The sequence below is a fragment of the Rubripirellula reticaptiva genome (assembly GCF_007860175.1).
Taxonomy (GTDB): Bacteria; Planctomycetota; Planctomycetia; order Pirellulales; family Pirellulaceae; genus Rubripirellula; species Rubripirellula reticaptiva.
This window is the reverse complement of record NZ_SJPX01000005.1, coordinates 953,522-971,689: the sequence shown is the minus strand read 5'-3', so window position 1 is coordinate 971,689 and position 18,168 is coordinate 953,522. Positions and strand designations below refer to the sequence as shown.

The window sequence follows — 18,168 nt, the reverse complement described above, 5'->3', positions numbered from 1 at the left end:
AAGAGAAAGCGGCTGATCGGATTCGAACCGACGACAATCACGTTGGCAACGTGATGCTCTGCCAACTGAGCTACAGCCGCAAATCATTCTCGAGTGAGAGGCAGATTATAGAAGCGGTATCGGACTCGGCAAGGCCTCTTCGGAGTGTTTTTTGGAACGGACGCAAAAATTCTAGAACACCAGCCCAATCCAGAGTTTTTGTAACCTTTCAGCAAAGTCAAGCAACAGTCAGACAACAGCCAAACAACCGCCAAACAACGCAGCCGACTATCCTCAAGCGGTATGCCCGATCTCATCTCGGCTCTGTAAACTACCGCTTCCTGCTCGTCATTAATCTTGCAAACGCAGCGGTAAAAACCACTTCCAAGACCCCGCTTGCTGATTTTTACTATTTCTCGGTAAACTGCCGGGTTCAAATTCCACTACGCCCAAAACAATTACCACGAGCTGAGGTCTTTCGCACCGATGTCCACCTCCACCGAGAACCAAATCACCGACGTCGCTGAAGAAAAGAAGCCGCTGAAGTTGGATATTAAGGTCGAAAGTCCGCAGGCTTGCTTGCGGGAAGTGATCGTTACCATCGAGCAGTCCGAAGTTCAGCGTTACCTCAAGAATGCTTACGACGAATTGGTTCCTGAAGCCCAAGTGCCAGGATTCCGAAACGGTCGTGCACCTCGCAAGTTGGTCGAGAAGCAATTCAAGGATCGCGTTGAAGAGCAAGTCAAGGGCTCGCTGTTGATGGACAGCTTAGCTCAGATCACCGAAGCGGACAGTTTCAACGCGATCGGCGAGCCTAACTTCGATTACAACGCGATCAATATTCCAGAGTCGGGCGACTTCAAGTTCCAATTCGAAATCGAAGTTCGTCCCGAATTCAAGACGCCTGAATGGAAGGGCATCAAGCTAAACAAGCCTGTCGAAGAAATCTCGGACGACGATGTCCAAGAAGCACTCGATCGCGTGTTGGCTCGCTACGCCACGCTTGAAGCAACCGACGGGCCTGCCGAAGTCGGTGACAAGTTGCTGATCACAGCGAAGTTCAAGCTGGATGGCAAAGTGTTGACCTCAATGGATGAAGAACGCGTCGATCTCGACGATCGTCTCAGCTTCTCGGACGCGGTCTGCGAAGGCTTTGGCAAGTTGATGGTCGGCGTCAAAGAAGGCGAAACCCGATCGGGCAAAGTTACTGTCGCCGATGGTGCCACCGACGAAGCCATGCGTGGCAAAGAACTGGACGTGGTCTTCAGCGTCGTCGAAGTGCTGAAGCTCGAGCACCCAGAAATGACAGACGAATTCCTTGCTGAACTCGGTGACTTTGAATCCGAGCAAGAGCTTCGCGACTTTGTCCGTGATTCGTTGACTCGCCAAGCTGACTACCGTACTCAGCAAGCCGTGCGTAAGACCGTGGTTGATTTGTTGGCCGGATCGGCTGACTTTGAACTGCCTGCAACGTTGGTCAAGCGTCAAACCGCTCGCGAATTGGAACGAAAGGTTCTTGAACTTCGCCGCAACGGTTTCGATGACGACATGATTCGTCGCTTCGTCAACGCTTCACGTCAAAATGCTCAAGCCACCACCGAGTCGGCACTGCGTGAGCACTTTATCCTCGAGCAAATTGCAGAAGAGCAAAAGATCGACGCAGAAGAAGCAGACTACGCTGCAGAAATCGCGTTGATCGCTCAGCAAAGCGATGTGCCCGAACGTCGTGTTCGTGCTCGATTGGAAAAGCAGGGCCAAATGGATGCACTGCGAAACCAAATCGTGGAACGCAAGGTGATCGAACTGGTTGTCGAAAGCGCGAAGGTCACCGAAGAACCGGTCGACAAGAAGACTGGCGAAGAACCATCGGAATTCGCCGTCTATCACAACGTCTTGCCAACCAAGGACGCCGAAGCGATTCCAACAGCCAAGTACGCTGACGATTCGCCGAAGGAAGCCGAAAAGAAGACTGAGCGCGACGAAGACTAGTCGCCAACCTGTGCGACCAGGCAACGATTTAAAGAGAAGCTGGATTTGAAAAGAAGCCGCTGAGTGCAAAAGCCTCAGCGGCTTTTTTTGTGCGCAAGCCCATTGCAACTGGGGCTGCGCGCCGATCGCGAGTGGGAACCGGCCCTACGGCAAGTCTAAAAATGCCTAGATGCGGTCGATCGCCGTGGGCACTTGCGCGACGCGGATCAGCAGCACGACCATTTCTGGTTGGTGGTCGGCGTTTTGGCCGGAAAACATATGCTTGGCCAGGCCAGTCAGCGGCCATGTTGGGGCGAGTACCAGCACGTCGCCTTCGGCTACTTCGAGGTTTAGGTCCAGCGAGGGGATCGGCCACGTTTCGCGTCGCTGGTCGATTCGGATCGCCGAGTCGCTGCCGACCCACTTTTGTTGGGTTTCGCCGTGCTGGATTTCGGTTCGCAGCGAAAGTTCAATTTGTTTCTGGCCGGTCGCTTGGACAGGGCGGATGGCCATCAAGTATTGCGCATTTTGAAGCGTGCGACCGATCGTTTGCTGGCCGACGCGGGCCAGTGCGACGTGGTTGCCCTCGATCGGTTGACGAACGGGGAGTTCGTATCGCTTGCCGATGCGCATCGGAATTCGTTTTTCGCCACGCGACAGATCGCTGGCGACCGACGCGCTGGTCAAGAATTCTTCGAGCACGTCTTTTTGTGCAGCAAGCGAAGTGATTCGTTCTCGAAAGCGCTCTTCGCTGGAAACCAAGCCGATACGAATCCCATTGTTCAGGAATTCGTTGCGCAGATTGATATCGATCGGCGTCTCGTCGACCCACTGCCAAAGCGAGGCAGCTGAATCGGCATCGGCGGTCGCGACATCAATGTTGACGAATTCGATGTCCAGGACGATGGATCGTTTGCTTTCAATAAGCGGTCGGTCCATCAAGACCGAGTTTTTTTGAGACTTTATCGCTGATGTCAACGAGCTGTCGTCTTTCCAAGTGGCGCAGCCGACCGCCAAGTTCGCGGATGCGAAGATTGCGAGCCATCGGTAGATTCGTGGATTACGAATCGTCTCATTCCGCCGTGCGAGGATATCGTCGTGATTCCAAGCACGGACGTTACGAGGTCAGGCAGTGCTAAGTCAAGTGAAGTCAAACTTCCTAGACTACCAATCGTCTGGCGACTTTCGGTACGGCTTTGCTTGAAAATTGATCTGGCTCTGGCTGCTAAATCTCGTCAACGGGGATGAATTCGTTGGCTGGCACGTCGCTCGCCTGGCCCGACGGCGTCATCATTGCCTGATAAACCGGGTAACTGATCGATGTGGTCACAAACTTGATGCTGCCGTCGGCCATGGCCATGTTCACGCCGCCGGTGTGCAAGGACGAGGGCCGTGCCAGGTCGGATGCGTTGGCAAGCGTTAGCGAGTTTTGGTAAACGTCGCCGCCGTTGATTTTGTGAATCGGCGCCACGGCGGGGGCTCCGGCAAACCCGCTGGGATCTTCGAAGTGCCAAACCGCACCTTGCAAGTATCGCGATTCGGGCGAGTAGGCCACGGTATCGGATCCGCCGACGTTGACGATGTTTGTCAAATGATTCGTGTTGCCGGAAAGCCGAGTCAGGTACGTCGGTGCCGCTTGATTGTTTTCGCTCAGCATCATCGTTTGGCTGACGCCGTCGCGGCAGTCGTCGAGACGGAACGGTTTTCCGATTGCAACTCGTTGCGTCGGAGCAGCAGGGTCAAAACCGTTGAACTGGTTATTGAACATCCCGTTTCTTCGGTTCTGGGACCGGGCAAAGTCAACTGTTCGTGCCGCCGCGCCCGGTCGTGTGTAGATCATCGGGAATGAATCGGAGTGCATGCCATTGTTGGCGATGTAGTTGTTCTTGCCGCGGTGCCAGATCGTATTGCTGGAACTAGGGCAAATGAACGTGTCCAAATGCGTCGAAGCGTGGGCGCTGTACCCTTCCGTCGTTCGGGTTTGCGAACCGTTGCCGTCGGCGATGATCGGGTACCGGTCCAAGCTCCATCGCTCATAGGCAGGCTGGTTGTCCAGTTTGCTAAGAATGGCGATTGGCCAACCGCCGATTTTGAAGTGCCGCGGCACATTGCCAGAGTAGTTTGGTGGATCGGAAGGGTCAGCACCGCCTGGGAATTCGCCGAACTGTTGCAGGTATCCGGGCATTCTGTCATGGGTGGTTTCGAAGGCGACCGTTGCGATGGCAAGTTGGCGTAGGTTTTCAGCGCAAAGTGCGCGTGCCGCCGTGCGTCTGGCTTCCATGACGGCGGGAACCGTCAATCCCATCAGAATGCCGATGATTGAAATCACGACCAGGATTTCGACCAGAGTGAATCCAGATGCTGACGAGCCTGCGTCACGAGATTCCGAGTTACGACGTACTGTGTTACGACGTGCTGTATGGCGACGTGCTGTGTGTTTGCGAGAGCGCATCACAAACCTCCGATTCATTTTTGAAGAGGCGGCCCGAGCTGGGCAAGTTGAGACAAGGCCCACATTTTAACGGGGCGTGCGGCGGCGACGCAAGAAAAATGCGTGGAGTGCGCCGGGCGTAACGCCTCGTTTCCGCCCGGCGATGCCGTCGGTGCAAGAAAAAACCGAGGGTCGCAGAGCTTCCCTCGGTTTGTGTTTCAATTCGTTGGTCGGTTCAGATTACCAACGCAAACCAAATTTTTCGCCGCCTGATGCGGTGTCGTTTCCGCCGCGAAGCGGACCCGAGTGGGCTGGCTTGATCGCGACTTCGCGCAGCGGCTCGTCTGGCTCTTCGGTCGGTTTCGCTTCGACCGCGGGTGCGTTGACTTGCTTCATCGACAGGCTGATTTTTTGCGAATCACGGTCGAACGATAAAACCTTCACTTCGACTTCTTGGCCTTCGCTGACGAATGCGTCGACACGCGAGACTCGGTGGCTAGCCACTTCGCTGATGTGGACCAAGCCTTCGACGCCGGGGCCAAGTTTGACAAAGCAACCGAAGGCGGCGATCCGAGTAACGGTGCCTTTCAGGATCGCGCCGGCGGCGTAGTCGGCTTCGGCAGTGTCCCAAGGGTTTTCGAGCAGGTCGCGATAGGACAGGCCGATCTTGCCTGTTTCTTTATCGATCTTGTCGATTTGGACTTTGACCTGTTGGCCGACTTCTACGACTTCGCTTGGATGCGCGACGCGGTCCCAGCTCAATTTGCTGATGTGGATCAGTCCATCAAGTCCACCGAGATCGACAAAGGCGCCGAAGTCTTTGACGCTGCGAACGATGCCTTCCAGCGTTTGGCCAACTTCGATTTTTTCGAGTTGTTCCTTTCGCTTCTCTTCGCGTTCACGTTCAAGAATCGCACGTCGGCTGAGGACAAGGTTGCCCCGTCGCTCGTTCGATTCGGTGACGACGCACAAGAATTTTTGATCAACGAATTCGCTGGCGTCTTCGATGCGATGTTCTGAAATTTGGCCCATCGGAATGAAGCCGCGACCGCCGCCAACTTTGCATTCCAAACCGCCGGCGTTGTGTCCCGTGATCGTGACTTCGACGACGGTTCCCTCATCGATGTCTTCCCAGTCTGATGCAACGATCGTGCCGCCTGGCAGCGACAACACGTAAAGACCGTCGCCCTTTTCGAACGCGCGAACTTCGACTTCGATCTGTGATCCGACGACGGGTTCTTCTTTGAACTGCAGAAACGGCACGATGCCTTCGTCTGGGCCGCCAAGGCCAACGAAAACATGGTCCGTATCGACTTTCAGAACCGTGCCCATCACGCGAGCGTTTTCTTCGAGCGGTTCTTTGCGGTCTGGCATACCAGCCGATCCGCCCAAGATGGCTTCGACATCGGCTGCCGCAAGTTCGGCATCGAGTTCTGCTTGCAGGTCGTCCGACAATCCCATTCGCAGATTCGGCACGGCGACACGCGATGGAGTCGTCTTGGGACGCGGGATTTTGTCCGGGTCGCTGGTTTCGCTGCTGAAGGCGCCGGCCGGTTTAGGCTTTTGCGACTGGGGCTTCTTTTTCGTAGGCTTGCCGCCAGCGTCTTTCGGCTTCACCCCCATTTGTTTGGAAAGCTCTTCGGAGCTAACCGATGGCGACGAAGGCTTGGCCAAGCCAAGTCCTCGAGCCGACAAGGGGCCGCTGCGAGCAGCTTTGGCCAAGGGAGCCGCGCTGGCTGGCTTGGCTGTGTCCATCGCTGGCTTTTCAGGTGCCGGGGTTTCGGCTGCTGGATCAGCTGCCGGATTGTCCGAAGCGAGGGATTGGTTGGGGGTCGCTGCATCCGAATCGGATGGAGTCGATACGACGTTTGCCGTCGTGTTGGGGTCCGTTTCGGGAGCCGATTGGTCGCCGGTGGTCATCGAGATCGTCAGCAAGGGAACAAAGAAAAAGGAACCGAGGATTCGCCGAAGCAGTCGCTGCCGAACTCGTCACGGCAGCAGCTCGCGCCCAGGGGCCCGAGTCGACACCGCCAGTCTAGCAATCTGGCGGCGCGGTCGGTAGTCTTCGCGGTACGTAGTTTTCCACGCTTTTCACTGCTTTCGGAGTCTTCCAACCATGCCGGCGATTGATTCCTTTGCCGCCAACTCGCTTGCGTTCCTAGGGAGCGACTGGATCGAAGCCACCACTACGGCAGCGATGCCAGGTCTGGGCGCCGGGCCGCGCAATGCTGACTTGGCCGATCGGCTGGCCGTGGCAACCAAAAATGCGGCTCGCGGTGGCGTTGACCTGCCATGGCCCGGTCTCACCGATCATGCCCGCCAGAGCTGTTTTGCAGCGTTTTGGCTACTTGCTGGCGATTTGGATCGCAGTCACTCGATTAGCCAGGACGACGGATCGCCAGACGGTAGTTTCTGGCACGGAATCATGCACCGCCGCGAAGGCGATTACGGAAACGCGAAGTACTGGTTTCGCCGGGCGGGGGAGCATCCTGCCTTTGCCGAAATCGAAAAGCGATCGGACGGGATTTACGGTGGCTATTCTTCCTTTGCAGACGCGTGCCAATTGGCCGTTCAAGCTGGAAATCGCGATGCGGATCAGTTGATGAATGTGCAGTGGATCGAATGGCAGGTAATGTTTATTCAGTGTTCAGACAGTCATGCAGGTTAGTGTTTTTTTTGCGGGTTATCACAAACTTGGCAAATTGAAGGAAAGAACTTGAGCCGTGCGAGCCGATCAAATTTAAGTCAGACGGAATGAGGGACTCCTTGTGTGGGGCACATTCAACGTTTCTCATTCTGTAGACGACTATAGCGGCTTGGGTTTTTCCATCAGCAATGTCTTCGGGCAATGTCGGTGGGGCACAAAAACCTGAGCCGTTTTTTTTTGCGCCCACGTTTTGCTAATCGCTGTCCGGCTTTCGCTAGCGGGGGGGATTGCGTTGTTCAGACGCAGCACCGGCGCTGCGAAAACGCCATCTCGTTTTGCTTGGCGGACCCCGTCGGTGTGCCGTAGTTTTGTCGCTAAGCTTCTTGTTGGCAATGGTTTAGGGTGATGTGGCGATCGCCGGAGCGCCCGGTGGCATGCGGCGTGCTTGAATCAGCTTCGGCCGTCCTCTCTTGAAAGTCGCTTGCCGATGCTGATTCGCATTGGCGGGTGCCTGATTGCAGGTTTTGATCACAGATTTTTGATCACAGATTTTTGATCACAGATTTTTGATCATCGGGGACGGCGAAATGATTCAGCCGCAAGTCTCGCCTTTCCGGTCCCGTTATGCATTGTGTTTTGATCGCCGATCTCGCCGCTCTTGTGTCCCAGCATGGGCCGGCGATCCTGTACCAACGCGAGGCGATTCCACCGGAGGCAATGACCCAGTACTGGGCAACGTCGCGAAATCGGTTCGAGCTGTGGCAGCAAGCGGTCGCTCGCTATCAGAAGAACGAGAAGACCGGCGACTTTGCGTCCATGAGAGCTTGGTGGCGAGATCACCTCACTCTGATCGAAGAAGTGCTGGTGACTGAAATGCTGACGCGCGTGATCGCGGCGCTAGGAACTGGCCTGGACCGTGAAAACTCGACTGATGAGATTTCGCCGATCACTCACGCGGTGTTTCTGACTCACCTAGAAGCCCGCAATCGAATCCAACAGCTGATGCTGACAGGCCGCGGCTGCTCGGTCCGAGACACGGTTCGGTTGAATCGACTTCGCCAGGGTGTCGAGCGCTGGACCGATGCTTTGGTCGGGCGTTTGACGGCCGAATCACCAAAGAATGTTTGCTATGCGTTCGATGCAAAGCGGGCAACGGAATACGCCGAGGAAACGCGGTCGTGTGGCGGCCGAGCGATGCGGGACATGTCGGCTTGGCTGATGAACGCTGCGATGCACGACACCCTGCAGCGACGAACTTCGGAAGGCACGGCTCTGCCCGAAGCGAATCGTGCGGTCGTCAAGAGTGTCATGCTGATGCTGCGTCCGGATCTTTTCGACAGCATCGGAACGTTAAAGTCACTGTGGCTTCATCGTTTGGAATCGGGTGCCGACAAAGCCGACCGAGTGCTTGATGAACTGGCTGCCCTCGACATTGACGAGGCACCCACGGCGGACGCGATCGAGATGTCGCGTCACCCGTACTTTGAGCGTTGGTGCATGTAAACAAGCGAGCTAACATGTCGGCGTTTTACGTTTCCAGTTGCTTGCCGACCTCTTGTTCACTCGACCAATTTCACGCGGCACACATAGCTGTCCGCGGTGATGTAGAGGGTCTTTTGGTCCTTGTCGAACGTGCAATTGCTAGTTCGCTCGCCGGTGATCAAGCGACCGATCAGCGAGCCATCGGGCTTCATCACATGGATGCCGCCCGGCGCACTGGCAAAGATGATGCCGCTGCGGTGAATGGCCAGGCCATCCGGGGCGCCGGCAAATTCTTTCTTCGCTTCTGTCGCGTCTGCGATCACGACGCCTTCGCCGAGCGTCTTGTCCTCGTTGATCGGAAACGACATCCAAATTGGCTTGTCGGAATCGCTTTGCGCGACGATCAGAGTCTTTTCGTCGGGCGATAGCCCGATACCATTTGGCCGCGTCAGCTGTTTGGTCAGCAGCGTTAATTGGCCGTTAGCATCTAGTCGATAGACGCCACAGAAATCAAGTTCGCGGCGAGGATCCGCCGCTCGTTCGGGCAGCCCGTACGGTGGATCGGTGAAGTAGATCGATCCCGCCGAATCGAACACCAAGTCGTTGGGGCTGTTCAATCGACGCCCTTGATAGTTGTCCGCCAGCGTTTGTTTTCCGCCGCCGCGAGTCAGCACTGAAATGCGTCGATCGCCGTGTTCGCACGCGGTCAGTCGGTCTTGGGCGTCGAGCGCCAAGCCGTTGCTGCCAGGTTCAAGTCCGTAGTAAGTGGCTCCGGTGTAACCACTTGGCTGCATGAACAGACTGATACCACCCGCTTCGGACCATCGAAAAATGCTATTCCGCGGGATGTCTGAAAATAGCAGATAACCGCCTTGTTCGTCCGGTACCCAAACCGGTCCCTCGGTCCAAGTGAACCCGCTGGCTAAAACCTCGATCTTTGCGGTCGCTGCCACCAACGAGTCCAGTGCCGGATCCAGTCGCTCGATCCGGCCCAGGGTCTCGGGCGTTTGGGCAACCAACAAGCTGCTGGAAAGACTTGCAAGCGAAACAAAACACAGGAGCGCGGCTAATCGCATGGCAAACGAATTGGCAATGAGGTAGGGAGTTGGGGGGGAATCAGCCCATGATTGTAATTGCATCCCGCAACGCGAGGCTAGCTTCACGTTCCGCGGCGGTTTCCGTACCACCGGATTTGCATCCGGTCACAATACTGGAACCCACGCTCGTCGGACCACGGTTTCAGCCACAGCGCAGCTGCGTCCATCGCCTCGGCCGTTACGCCTTGCGGCATGATCCAAACGTCGGCTGGCCGGACACCGAGCTCGTCAATCACGGACAAGCACTCGTCGTACTCGGCCGCAGAATCGATCACGAATTTGACCTGGAAGTCGTCCGCTCGCTCGATCAGCCGCCGCATCACGCCGATCGGCATTCGCCGCTGTTGGTGCAATTGGGCCCATCGCGGATGGTCTGCGGGGGCGGGAGTGCTGGCCGACAACTTCGGGCTGATCGACATCAAATCGCAAGGCAATTCGCGGTCAATCGTGCCCGCAGTTTCGATCGTGATGTGAATTTCCGCTTCTCGAAGTTGCCGGCAAATGGCCTCGATCGCCGAAGGCAGCATTGGTTCGCCGCCCGTCAGCACGACGTGTTGAACGCCCGACTGGCGAATCTGGTCGACGATCGACGCCACGGACTGGCGATCCCCTTCGGGTTTCCATGAAGCGTACGGTGTGTCACAAAACCAGCAACGCAGGTTGCAGCCGCTGGTGCGAACAAAATAGCTCTCGACGCCCGTCAATTTTCCTTCGCCTTGACGGCTGACAAAGGTTTCACTGATCCGCAGCTCGTCGCTGCTGCTCGGCATCTCGCGGTCGCTGCCCGGCATCTCATCATCGCTGCCCCTGGTCGGGTCGGCGGAGGCGTGCGAGAATCGAATTTCACCCGTGGAAGTCATTGAAAACGAGACGCTAAAATTGAGTAACTCAGATAACTTTCGGAAACTCCTCGAGGTTTTCGACAACCCCAGCCCGTCGCGAAATTTCACGATCGAGCATCACTGCCCCGAGTTTACTTCGGTCTGCCCCAAAACGGGACAACCGGACTATGGCACGATCGTGTTCAGCTATGTGCCGGACGAAATTTGCGTCGAATTGAAGAGCCTGAAGATGTATCTGCAGGCTTTTCGCAACGAAGGGATCTTCTACGAGGCGGTGACGAACCGAATCATGGACGACTTTTTGGCTGTCGTAAAGCCTCGCAGTGCCAGCGTCGAAAGCCGCTGGACGCCTCGCGGTGGTCTGCACAGCAATATCATTGTCCGATATCCGGAAAACTGATTTTCCCGATTTTATCTTCGCCCTTTTTTCGCACTGTCGACAAAACTTACTTTTAAACCAATTCATCATGACCATTCCTCCCGTACTGATCAGCGGCTTCGGCGACGAAGCGGCCAACGAGAAGCAAGCCGTCCAGCAATACAGCGCTTTTGCAGCACTCGGCCTGCGGTACTACTCGATTCGCTTTATCGATGCCGGCGAGGGCATCAAGAACGTGATGTCGTTGTCGGATCCCGAGATCCAGCACTTGGTCAAGATGCAAGGCGATTACGGGTTAAAGGTCAGCAGCATCGGTTCGCCGATTGGGAAAGTAAAATTGCTGGACGTCGATGATGGCACCAGCAACAAGTATGTGCCGTTCGACCAATACCTTCGCGAAGACGTCACCACCGCCTGTGACCGCGCCGAAGCGTTTGGTGCCAAGCTGCTTCGCGGTTTCGCGTTCTATCATCCCAAAGGTACGGACCCCGCTGATCACATCGATCAAGTCGCGGACCAGTTGAGCCAAATCGCCGAGCTTTGCGACTCACGCGGTTTGACGTTTGGATTAGAAGTCGAAGCGAACTTGGTCGGGCAAACCGGCGACTTGCTCAGCACGATCGCTGCCAAGGTCAACCATCCGGCGATGTTGACGATCTTTGACGCCGCCAACATTGTGACGCAAGGGTTCACCGCCGACGAAACCTACTCGCAGTACTTGGCGATGAAACCGAGTCTCGGCTGGGTTCACATCAAGGATTATCACGATCCGTCACCAACGGGCCGAATCGATCACGTCGATGAAGCCAGCCTCAGCAACTTTGTCCCCGCCGACATGGGCGACAGCGGACACGAAGCCATCCTTCGCGACATGCGAGACTTCATGCCCGAGTTGCACAAGCGAATGACGGCTCGCGGCGCCGACGGTGTCTTCATGGACCTGGAACCACACGTCAAAGGTGGCGGTCAGTTCGGTGGATTCAGCGGACCAGACGGGTTTGGCGTTGCCATGCGTGGGCTGTGCCGAGTTCTCGATTATGTCGGTATCCCGTACGCTTTGCGTTCGTTCGCCGACATCAAAGCATCCTGCAGCTAGCCGGTACACCAGACATGGCATCCGATAAAACCAATGCTGATCGTTTGACCGAGTTGGAAATCCAGCTCGCTCATGTCCAACGTATGTACGAACATTTGAACGAGGTTGTGACGACCGAGGCGATGCGTGGTGATCGGATTCAACGCAAGGTCGATGCGTTGACGGTCCAGTTGAAAGAGGTCAAAAGCAAATCGGCCGAGCCAGCGACCGATCCGCTCGACGAAAAGCCGCCGCATTACTAGTGCGTTTGCGCCGGATTCCGTCGCGGCGGCAGTTTTAAAGTCCGATCGCTTGCTACTTCTGCTCGACCATGAACGTGCCGTTGTCGGCGACGTCAAACAGCGGACGGCAATAGCGGCCGCATCCGGTGGGACCACCCGGGCGATAGACCAAGCCCATCGAAATGTTCCAGCCTTCTTCGCGGTTGCCAAGGTTGTTGTCGCCTTCGGCGGGAGCCAGGTAAGTCACTCCGGTCGCAAGCACCAACTTCTGACGCAGCGGCAAGTTCATATTCGCACCCAGAATCGTGTCGCCATTGTCGGTCCAGCCGCCGAACGCCGACCAATCACCGCTGCCGGCCAGCAGACGACGATAGAACAGTCGGTACTGGTCGAGTGGTTCAAAGTTGATCGTCGAATTGATCAACGCGCCTGCGGAACTTGTGACCTCGGTCTTCGATGAATCGTCGCCCAGCCCGCTCATGAATTGGAATCCAAAGCTATGGCATTCTTTGGTCTTCCAACTCAGCTCGCCGCGAATCTGCGTCAAGTTGCCGTTGAACCACCAATCGTCATCCATGTAGTCAAACACCGCACCGTACTGCAGTCCATAATCGACTCGGCGGAACAAGCCACCGGTCACGAAGACTTGGCTGCGCTGCGAATTGCTGAACTCCGATCCCGACAGATTGGATTGAGTTGCGCGGAAGCCTAACTGAGCTGCCATGTCCCAGCCGAGCCACTTCTTTAGCGATCGACCTTCGTTGATGCCCTCATAGAAACCAAAGCTGCTCGAACCGCTACGCGAATTCGGACTCGCAGCATTCGTGTTCGCATAGCTCATCGGACCCGTGAATCCTTGCACGCCGGCAAAGAACTGAAAGCGGCACCAGTTCACTCGCAGCAGAGGCAAGAAGATCGGAATGCTCTCAATCCCGCGGCACGCGTTGCAGGAGCACTGGCCGTTGATTTCCATGCCGCATGTTGGTTCGCCCATGAACGATTCCACACCACAGCTTGATTCGCCGCAGCTCGCGCACCCTTCAACGCCGCATCCGTTTTCCCATCCGCATCCCGGTTCAAAGCCGCAACCGACTTCGATTCCGCAACTGGCTTCCATGCCGCAGGTTGGACCGGCGTCACAGCAATCGCAGACCGCGCCACAGCCATTTTGGCAACCAACATAGTCCTCCAAGAACCCGACCTGTTTCACGCTGCCGCGGATCAGCGATCCGTCGAGCGGAGCTTCGGGGATAGTATTGGGAATGCGCCCCGATGCCGCTTGGGCAACGATCGATGTTCGTTTTCGAGCGTTGGTTTTTACGCGAGTCGTCTGAATTTGGCCGGTTTGATTTACCGAGCTCCGCATCACTGGTTTTGCTGCAGTTCGCGTTTGCGGCTCCGCTGCCAGCGTGGAAGACGCCATCGTGATTGCGAGTGTCAGCAATAACGCGGCTGCAAAAAGCATGTTTGCAATCGGTTCGCGACTAAGTCCGCCTGACGTTATCATATCGTTGGTCTCAGATAGCGTTCGTGTTACCGGGCGCGTTTGTACCTGCACTTCCCCGGTCTCGTTCTCTCTGTTTATCGGCCCGAATAATCATCGCAATGAGCAAATCTTTCGTAATCCGCACAATCTGCCACCCGGCCTTCCATGGCGCCGCGTGTTTCACGCTTGCCTTGGCCTTGTTTCCGACCGCTGTTTGCTCAGCTCAAGATGTGGTGGCTAGCGCAGAAGCTGACGCAAAAAGTGAACCCGCCGCCGACGTCGCTGAGCCGGCTTACCCGCTGGCTGTCGCGATTGATGGAACGACTCTTTATGCGGTCGATTTGGATCTGCCGGGTGTCTGGAAGATTGGCGAGAAGACCGAACTGTTTGCACGTGGTACGAACCTGCTGCGCAAACCCATGAATCGTCCTCGCTGTGTTGCGATCGATCCGCGCGGCGGCATTTTCGTTGGCGACTCGGCCACTCGCGAGGTTTATCGAATCGAATCCGCCGATGCCGAGCCGGTGCCGCTGACCGCTGGGTACATCGGAATCCCGATGGCAATCTGCTTGGACGCAGACGGCAAAACGATGTACGTCGGAGACGCTGAAAAACGAGCCACGTTTAAGATGCCTATCGAAGGCGGAAAGCCAGAACTTGTGGCTCGAGTTAACGCACGAGGATTGGCATTCGACGAAGACGGAAACTTGTGGGCTGTCACACCCGACGCCGACGCAGTCGTCAAGATTGACGTCAAAACGGGTGACGTCACCAATGTGATCACCGATCGTCCCTACCAGTATCCAAACGGTCTGACATGGTCCGGCGGCGAAGGGTTCGTCACCGACGGCTACGGCAAAGCGATTTGGAAATTCACCGCGGACGGCAAAACCGAAAAGTGGCACGAGGGCGAACCGTTGGTCGGCCCCGTCGGGATCACGGCAACCGAAGATTCAATCTACGTCGCCGATCCAAAACAAAAGCAGATTTACCAATTCGATCGCAAAACGAAGAAAGCCGTCGAACGGATGAAGTAGGTATTAGGTAATAGAAAAGACACCTAAACTTTATTTCCGCTTTTAACTCACCAGTCCCTTGGTCACGGTCATGAACACGTCTTCGAGTGTCGGATCGCGATCGTTGAACGACTTCATCCGCACGCCGGCGGCGATCAGAGTTTCCATCAACACGGCGAGCCCCTCGTCGTCGGTTTCCATTTCCGCGACGACCCGCTTGGTGTCGGAAGTGCCAGGCAAGACTTCAAGCGACCGCAGCGTGTCGGTGCTACGCAAAATCGACATGCCAGCCTCCTCGCCCGAAACGAACTGGATTTCGACCAAGCGGTTGCGGCGGATCTGGCGATAGACACTATCGATCGGTCCGTGCATCAACAGTTGGCCTCGTTCGATGATTCCAATCGAAGTGCAACAGTCGGCCAGTTCGGTCAAAATGTGACTGCTGATCAAGATCGTCTTGCCCATCTTGCGAAGCTCTTTTAGTAGCGCCTTCACTTCCACGCGAGCCCGCGGATCCAGTCCGCTGGCCGGTTCGTCCAAGATCAAAACCGGCGGATCGTGGACCAGTGTTTTTGCTAAGCACAGACGTTGCTTCATGCCACGCGACAACCCGTTCACAAAGTCGCTTCGTTTGTGAGTGAGGTCTAGCAGTTCAAGCACGTTGTCGATGATCTGTTTGCGTTCGGTGCGACCAATGCGATAGGCAACGGCAAAGAAATCCAGGAACTCCCATACTCGCATGCCGTCGTAAACACCGAAGTTGTCCGGCATGTAACCGACCGCTTGGCGAACGCCGACCGGGTCGCCCATCACGTCACAGCCCGCCACCGTTCCGCTGCCGCGTGTTGCTCGCAACAACGTCGCTAGAAATCGAATCGTCGTACTTTTGCCAGCACCGTTGGGACCGATGAACCCGAATACTTCGCCAGCATCGATTTGCAAATCGATGCTTTCGACGGCGCAAAAATCACCGTAGTCTTTTCCGAATCCGCGAAGTGTGATCATGACAAGTATCTCAAAAGGAACTCAAAAAGTGAAACCGCACTTCGCAGATCTGGTTACCGGCGTTTCGATACGTCGGACTTTAAATTCACATCCGGCTGGCCCGGTTTCAGTGGCGCGTGCTTCAGGTGAGCCAGCACAATGGTTTGGGCCAACGTCTGAGTCGCCTTGGGCGTGATCGTCATCCCATCGATCGCATCGCTGACCCGGCCGACCAGTCGAGTTGATCCGGATGGGATCGATGATGGCAACGTCAATTGACGAATCAGCAGCGCCGTCTGCATCGGCAGTTCGTCGCTGACATTCACTTCGGGCCAATCCAGATACCGAAGCGTCGTCGCCGACTGAGGGCTTACCAAGCCGACGACGGCAACTCGAATGTTTCCCTCGGCATCTTTTTCGATCACGTAAGAATCCAGAATCTCTAGCGGCGATCCGTTGACCAACTTGCCGCTGCTGTCGAGCCGGATTCCGCCACCGACATCGACGATCTGTTCCGCGTGGACCATTCGTACTTGGTTACTGCCGACAGCCATTCCGGACAGCGACGGTCCTTCGTTGTAGGACGTGCTGAACATCGGGTTGCCGGCATCGCTTTGCGAAAGCACATTGCGCATCGGCGATGCGCAGCCATCGATCGTTTTAAAGTCAAATCGATACGTGCTGGACAGCGAATTGTAGATCGCGTCGATCCGCGTCAAGTGAGCCCGCGGATAACTCGGTTGCATTTCCAACACCGCAATTTCGGTCTGGCTGCGAGCAAAACCAATGTCTAATTGTGCCGAGCGGGCCACCCAGATCGCGCCAACGATTGCGATGACCGGAACCGCCAACCATGCATATTCAAGTCGCCCCATCAATCGAAAAATGATAAAGTTCAGCGGTACCAGAATCAGCAAGTAATAGCCAAGGGATCGCACGACCAACGATGATTTGGGAATCTCGATGCCCGATTCGTTACGCAAAATTTGCGAACAAGCCTCGACCAAGTCACTTGAATCGGTCCATCCGCTTATCCCGGTGCTGGGATCGATTCGCGTGAACGGGTCGGTTTGATACGTCAGCGAGGATGACAGATTCTCTGGTGCATTGGTTGGTTTCTCTGGCGATGCCGTCAAGATCTTGGCGTCGCGAGTGGCGATCCGAAATTGCGTGTTCATCGCGGCATCGGAAGTCACCGATCCGGTGACTGCATCGTATTGGCGAGTGGCCATGCCGCCACCTTCGGCCTGACCTTCCGAAGCCGAATAGCGGCGATGTGGCCGATCCAAAATCGCATTGTTAAAGAAACTGTCGAACGATTCCCAGTCGACGACCCAATCACTGGTCACATCGAATCGAGTCTGCGTCACCGAGCCGCGGCCAACTTGCCGCTTCGCAATCAGTCCACCCGAATTCTCCAGCAACGTGGCTCCCACAGCCAACGGTCCATCAACGGCAACGCGTCCCGATTGCGACTTCAGGATCTCGATTTGTTTGCTGGTCGATCGATCCGTTTTGACTTGCCATCCCTTCAATAGTGACTCGCCGGCCTGCGGATCCAGTTCGATGTTTCCGGATGGTTGAAAGGCTAGAACATCGCGAAACGCACTTCGCCCCAATGCGTCGCTGGCGTCGGGGCCGTTGACGATCAATTTGCCACCAAAGCGGATCCAATCGGCAATCGCCGTGCGTTGGTCCGGCGTCAGCACATCGTCGGTAACGTTGTCCCAAACCAAAACGGCCGTGTTCGTCCAATCCAGCATCGTGTCGGCGATCGGTAATAGATCTTTGGTCGAGGCGGTAATGACTCGGTAGTTTGCGCCCGCGATCGGAAAATCGAATTCGTCGCGATACGGTTTGATCCAGTCGGCTTTCCGCAGCTTGGCAAAGCGTTCGGGACGGTTGGTCAGCACGACAAAGAAGTATTCTTCGGGCTGCATCGCGATGAATGGCATCGTCGGCACGTTGACCGGGACTGCTCGACCCGACGGAACAAATTTTCCGCTCAGGCTATAAGTCTTCTTGGCATTGCCACCCGTCACAGGCGTCAGCAGCCGATAGTCGAAGCGTCGAAGTTGCCCTTTCGGCAGCACGATGGGGCGAGAACTGGGAACCGCGGTGAAGCGGTTGCGGCCCTCCATCGAATCACCAGTACTAAAGTCGATGCCCTGCGCATTGGCGGTGCAAACGAGCTCGCCACGCGAATCGTCCAGGTTGCTCTTGATCGAAACCGAGGCGCTGATCCAGTGGCCCGGCTTGATCGCTCGACCGGCCGGTACGCCACCATCGGCCAACAGTCCAACGCTTGGAAATGGGTCTGGCGAATACGTGGTGAAAGCATCACGCGGTAATTCTTCGGCGTCCTTGTCTTTGTCCAAGGTTGGATCACGCCGGCATCCGTCGCATCCAACAATCAGAGGCACACAAAGCAGCGCGATCAGAAAAGACAAACGCGGCATGAGAAGTCGGTTCTTGGCGTCAGTTTACAATCGCAATGAAAACGTGTCACAGCGACGCTATCCAGGTTACCGGCAAGCCAA

15 protein-coding genes and 1 tRNA gene are annotated in these 18,168 nt (G+C 56.1%); 7 read left to right on the top strand and 9 right to left on the bottom strand.

The genetic code is table 11. From position 1 onward, the window contains the following. Positions 1-7 precede the first annotated feature (7 nt). Positions 8-80, bottom strand: a tRNA-Gly gene (locus Poly59_RS24790). A 385-nt stretch (positions 81-465) separates the two neighbouring features. Here Poly59_RS24790 and tig point away from each other — a divergent pair. Beyond that, positions 466-1,968 carry a trigger factor gene (gene tig, locus Poly59_RS24785; protein WP_146536750.1) on the top strand — a complete coding sequence of 501 codons (1,503 nt, stop codon included), beginning with the start codon at positions 466-468 and terminating at the stop codon, positions 1,966-1,968. 165 nt (positions 1,969-2,133) lie between these two features. On the opposite strand, the gene Poly59_RS24780 is transcribed toward tig, so the two are convergent. The 3 genes from Poly59_RS24780 to Poly59_RS24770 form a co-directional block, all read right to left on the bottom strand. Then, positions 2,134-2,886: a hypothetical protein gene (locus Poly59_RS24780; protein ID WP_146536749.1), complete on the bottom strand. Its 753-nt coding sequence runs from the start codon at positions 2,884-2,886 to the stop codon at positions 2,134-2,136. 286 nt (positions 2,887-3,172) lie between these two features. After that, entirely contained in the window at positions 3,173-4,399 is a 1,227-nt protein-coding gene (locus Poly59_RS24775; RefSeq protein WP_186776494.1) for a DUF1559 family PulG-like putative transporter, read from the bottom strand. A 219-nt stretch (positions 4,400-4,618) separates the two neighbouring features. Further along, entirely contained in the window at positions 4,619-6,298 is a 1,680-nt protein-coding gene (locus Poly59_RS24770) for a 30S ribosomal protein S1 (RefSeq protein WP_246151916.1), read from the bottom strand. Positions 6,299-6,494: 196 nt separating this feature from the next. On the opposite strand from Poly59_RS24770, the gene Poly59_RS24765 reads away from it, so the two are divergent. Together Poly59_RS24765 and Poly59_RS24760 are read left to right on the top strand one after the other, a co-directional pair. Beyond that, complete coding sequence (locus tag Poly59_RS24765) at positions 6,495-7,046, top strand: hypothetical protein (protein WP_146536747.1); 552 nt, start codon at positions 6,495-6,497, stop codon at positions 7,044-7,046. Positions 7,047-7,649: 603 nt separating this feature from the next. Continuing rightward, positions 7,650-8,528, top strand: a complete 879-nt coding sequence (locus tag Poly59_RS24760; protein ID WP_146536746.1) for a hypothetical protein — start codon at positions 7,650-7,652, stop codon at positions 8,526-8,528. A 56-nt stretch (positions 8,529-8,584) separates the two neighbouring features. On the opposite strand, the gene Poly59_RS24755 is transcribed toward Poly59_RS24760, so the two are convergent. After that, a complete protein-coding gene (locus tag Poly59_RS24755) occupies positions 8,585-9,646 on the bottom strand; it encodes an SMP-30/gluconolactonase/LRE family protein (protein ID WP_390621524.1) in 1,062 nt (353 codons plus the stop codon). A gap of 20 nt (positions 9,647-9,666) precedes the next feature. After that, entirely contained in the window at positions 9,667-10,464 is a 798-nt protein-coding gene (locus tag Poly59_RS24750) for a 7-carboxy-7-deazaguanine synthase QueE (protein ID WP_146536745.1), read from the bottom strand. A gap of 19 nt (positions 10,465-10,483) precedes the next feature. Between Poly59_RS24750 and queF the strand changes: the two genes are divergently transcribed. The 3 genes from queF to Poly59_RS24735 all read left to right on the top strand — a co-directional run bounded on the left by queF (position 10,484) and on the right by Poly59_RS24735 (position 12,163). Next, on the top strand, positions 10,484-10,846 hold the full coding sequence (gene queF, locus Poly59_RS24745; protein WP_146536924.1) for a preQ(1) synthase: 363 nt from the start codon (positions 10,484-10,486) through the stop codon (positions 10,844-10,846). Between the two features lie 73 nt (positions 10,847-10,919). Further along, the gene (locus tag Poly59_RS24740) at positions 10,920-11,921 is read left to right on the top strand and encodes a sugar phosphate isomerase/epimerase family protein (protein ID WP_146536923.1); all 1,002 of its coding nucleotides are present in this window, start codon (positions 10,920-10,922) and stop codon (positions 11,919-11,921) included. Between the two features lie 14 nt (positions 11,922-11,935). Next, positions 11,936-12,163, top strand: a complete 228-nt coding sequence (locus Poly59_RS24735) for a SlyX family protein (protein ID WP_146536744.1) — start codon at positions 11,936-11,938, stop codon at positions 12,161-12,163. 52 nt (positions 12,164-12,215) lie between these two features. Here the strand turns inward: Poly59_RS24735 and Poly59_RS24730 are convergent, their stop codons facing one another. Next, positions 12,216-13,607: a DUF6666 family protein gene (locus Poly59_RS24730; RefSeq protein WP_146536743.1), complete on the bottom strand. Its 1,392-nt coding sequence runs from the start codon at positions 13,605-13,607 to the stop codon at positions 12,216-12,218. A 140-nt stretch (positions 13,608-13,747) separates the two neighbouring features. On the opposite strand from Poly59_RS24730, the gene Poly59_RS24725 reads away from it, so the two are divergent. After that, positions 13,748-14,665: an SMP-30/gluconolactonase/LRE family protein gene (locus Poly59_RS24725; protein WP_146536742.1), complete on the top strand. Its 918-nt coding sequence runs from the start codon at positions 13,748-13,750 to the stop codon at positions 14,663-14,665. A 42-nt stretch (positions 14,666-14,707) separates the two neighbouring features. Here Poly59_RS24725 and Poly59_RS24720 read toward each other — a convergent pair whose 3' ends face one another. Together Poly59_RS24720 and Poly59_RS24715 are read right to left on the bottom strand one after the other, a co-directional pair. Beyond that, the gene (locus Poly59_RS24720) at positions 14,708-15,649 is read right to left on the bottom strand and encodes an ABC transporter ATP-binding protein (protein WP_146536741.1); all 942 of its coding nucleotides are present in this window, start codon (positions 15,647-15,649) and stop codon (positions 14,708-14,710) included. Positions 15,650-15,702: 53 nt separating this feature from the next. Next, positions 15,703-18,087: a hypothetical protein gene (locus Poly59_RS24715; protein WP_146536740.1), complete on the bottom strand. Its 2,385-nt coding sequence runs from the start codon at positions 18,085-18,087 to the stop codon at positions 15,703-15,705. Positions 18,088-18,168: the final 81 nt, after the last annotated feature.

What these genes read in the sequence shown, in the direction of transcription:
- Poly59_RS24760 (WP_146536746.1), top strand. Translation starts at nt 7,650, where the DNA reads ATGCATTGTGTTTTGATCGCCGATCTCGCCGCTCTTGTGTCCCAGCAT.
- Poly59_RS24780 (WP_146536749.1), bottom strand. Translation starts at nt 2,886, where the DNA reads ATGGACCGACCGCTTATTGAAAGCAAACGATCCATCGTCCTGGACATC.
- Poly59_RS24755 (WP_390621524.1), bottom strand. Translation starts at nt 9,646, where the DNA reads ATGCAATTACAATCATGGGCTGATTCCCCCCCAACTCCCTACCTCATT.
- Poly59_RS24725 (WP_146536742.1), top strand. Translation starts at nt 13,748, where the DNA reads ATGAGCAAATCTTTCGTAATCCGCACAATCTGCCACCCGGCCTTCCAT.
- Poly59_RS24735 (WP_146536744.1), top strand. Translation starts at nt 11,936, where the DNA reads ATGGCATCCGATAAAACCAATGCTGATCGTTTGACCGAGTTGGAAATC.
- Poly59_RS24715 (WP_146536740.1), bottom strand. Translation starts at nt 18,087, where the DNA reads ATGCCGCGTTTGTCTTTTCTGATCGCGCTGCTTTGTGTGCCTCTGATT.
- Poly59_RS24765 (WP_146536747.1), top strand. Translation starts at nt 6,495, where the DNA reads ATGCCGGCGATTGATTCCTTTGCCGCCAACTCGCTTGCGTTCCTAGGG.
- Poly59_RS24730 (WP_146536743.1), bottom strand. Translation starts at nt 13,607, where the DNA reads ATGCTTTTTGCAGCCGCGTTATTGCTGACACTCGCAATCACGATGGCG.
- Poly59_RS24770 (WP_246151916.1), bottom strand. Translation starts at nt 6,298, where the DNA reads ATGACCACCGGCGACCAATCGGCTCCCGAAACGGACCCCAACACGACG.
- Poly59_RS24775 (WP_186776494.1), bottom strand. Translation starts at nt 4,399, where the DNA reads ATGCGCTCTCGCAAACACACAGCACGTCGCCATACAGCACGTCGTAAC.
- Poly59_RS24720 (WP_146536741.1), bottom strand. Translation starts at nt 15,649, where the DNA reads ATGATCACACTTCGCGGATTCGGAAAAGACTACGGTGATTTTTGCGCC.
- tig (WP_146536750.1), top strand. Translation starts at nt 466, where the DNA reads ATGTCCACCTCCACCGAGAACCAAATCACCGACGTCGCTGAAGAAAAG.
- Poly59_RS24750 (WP_146536745.1), bottom strand. Translation starts at nt 10,464, where the DNA reads ATGACTTCCACGGGTGAAATTCGATTCTCGCACGCCTCCGCCGACCCG.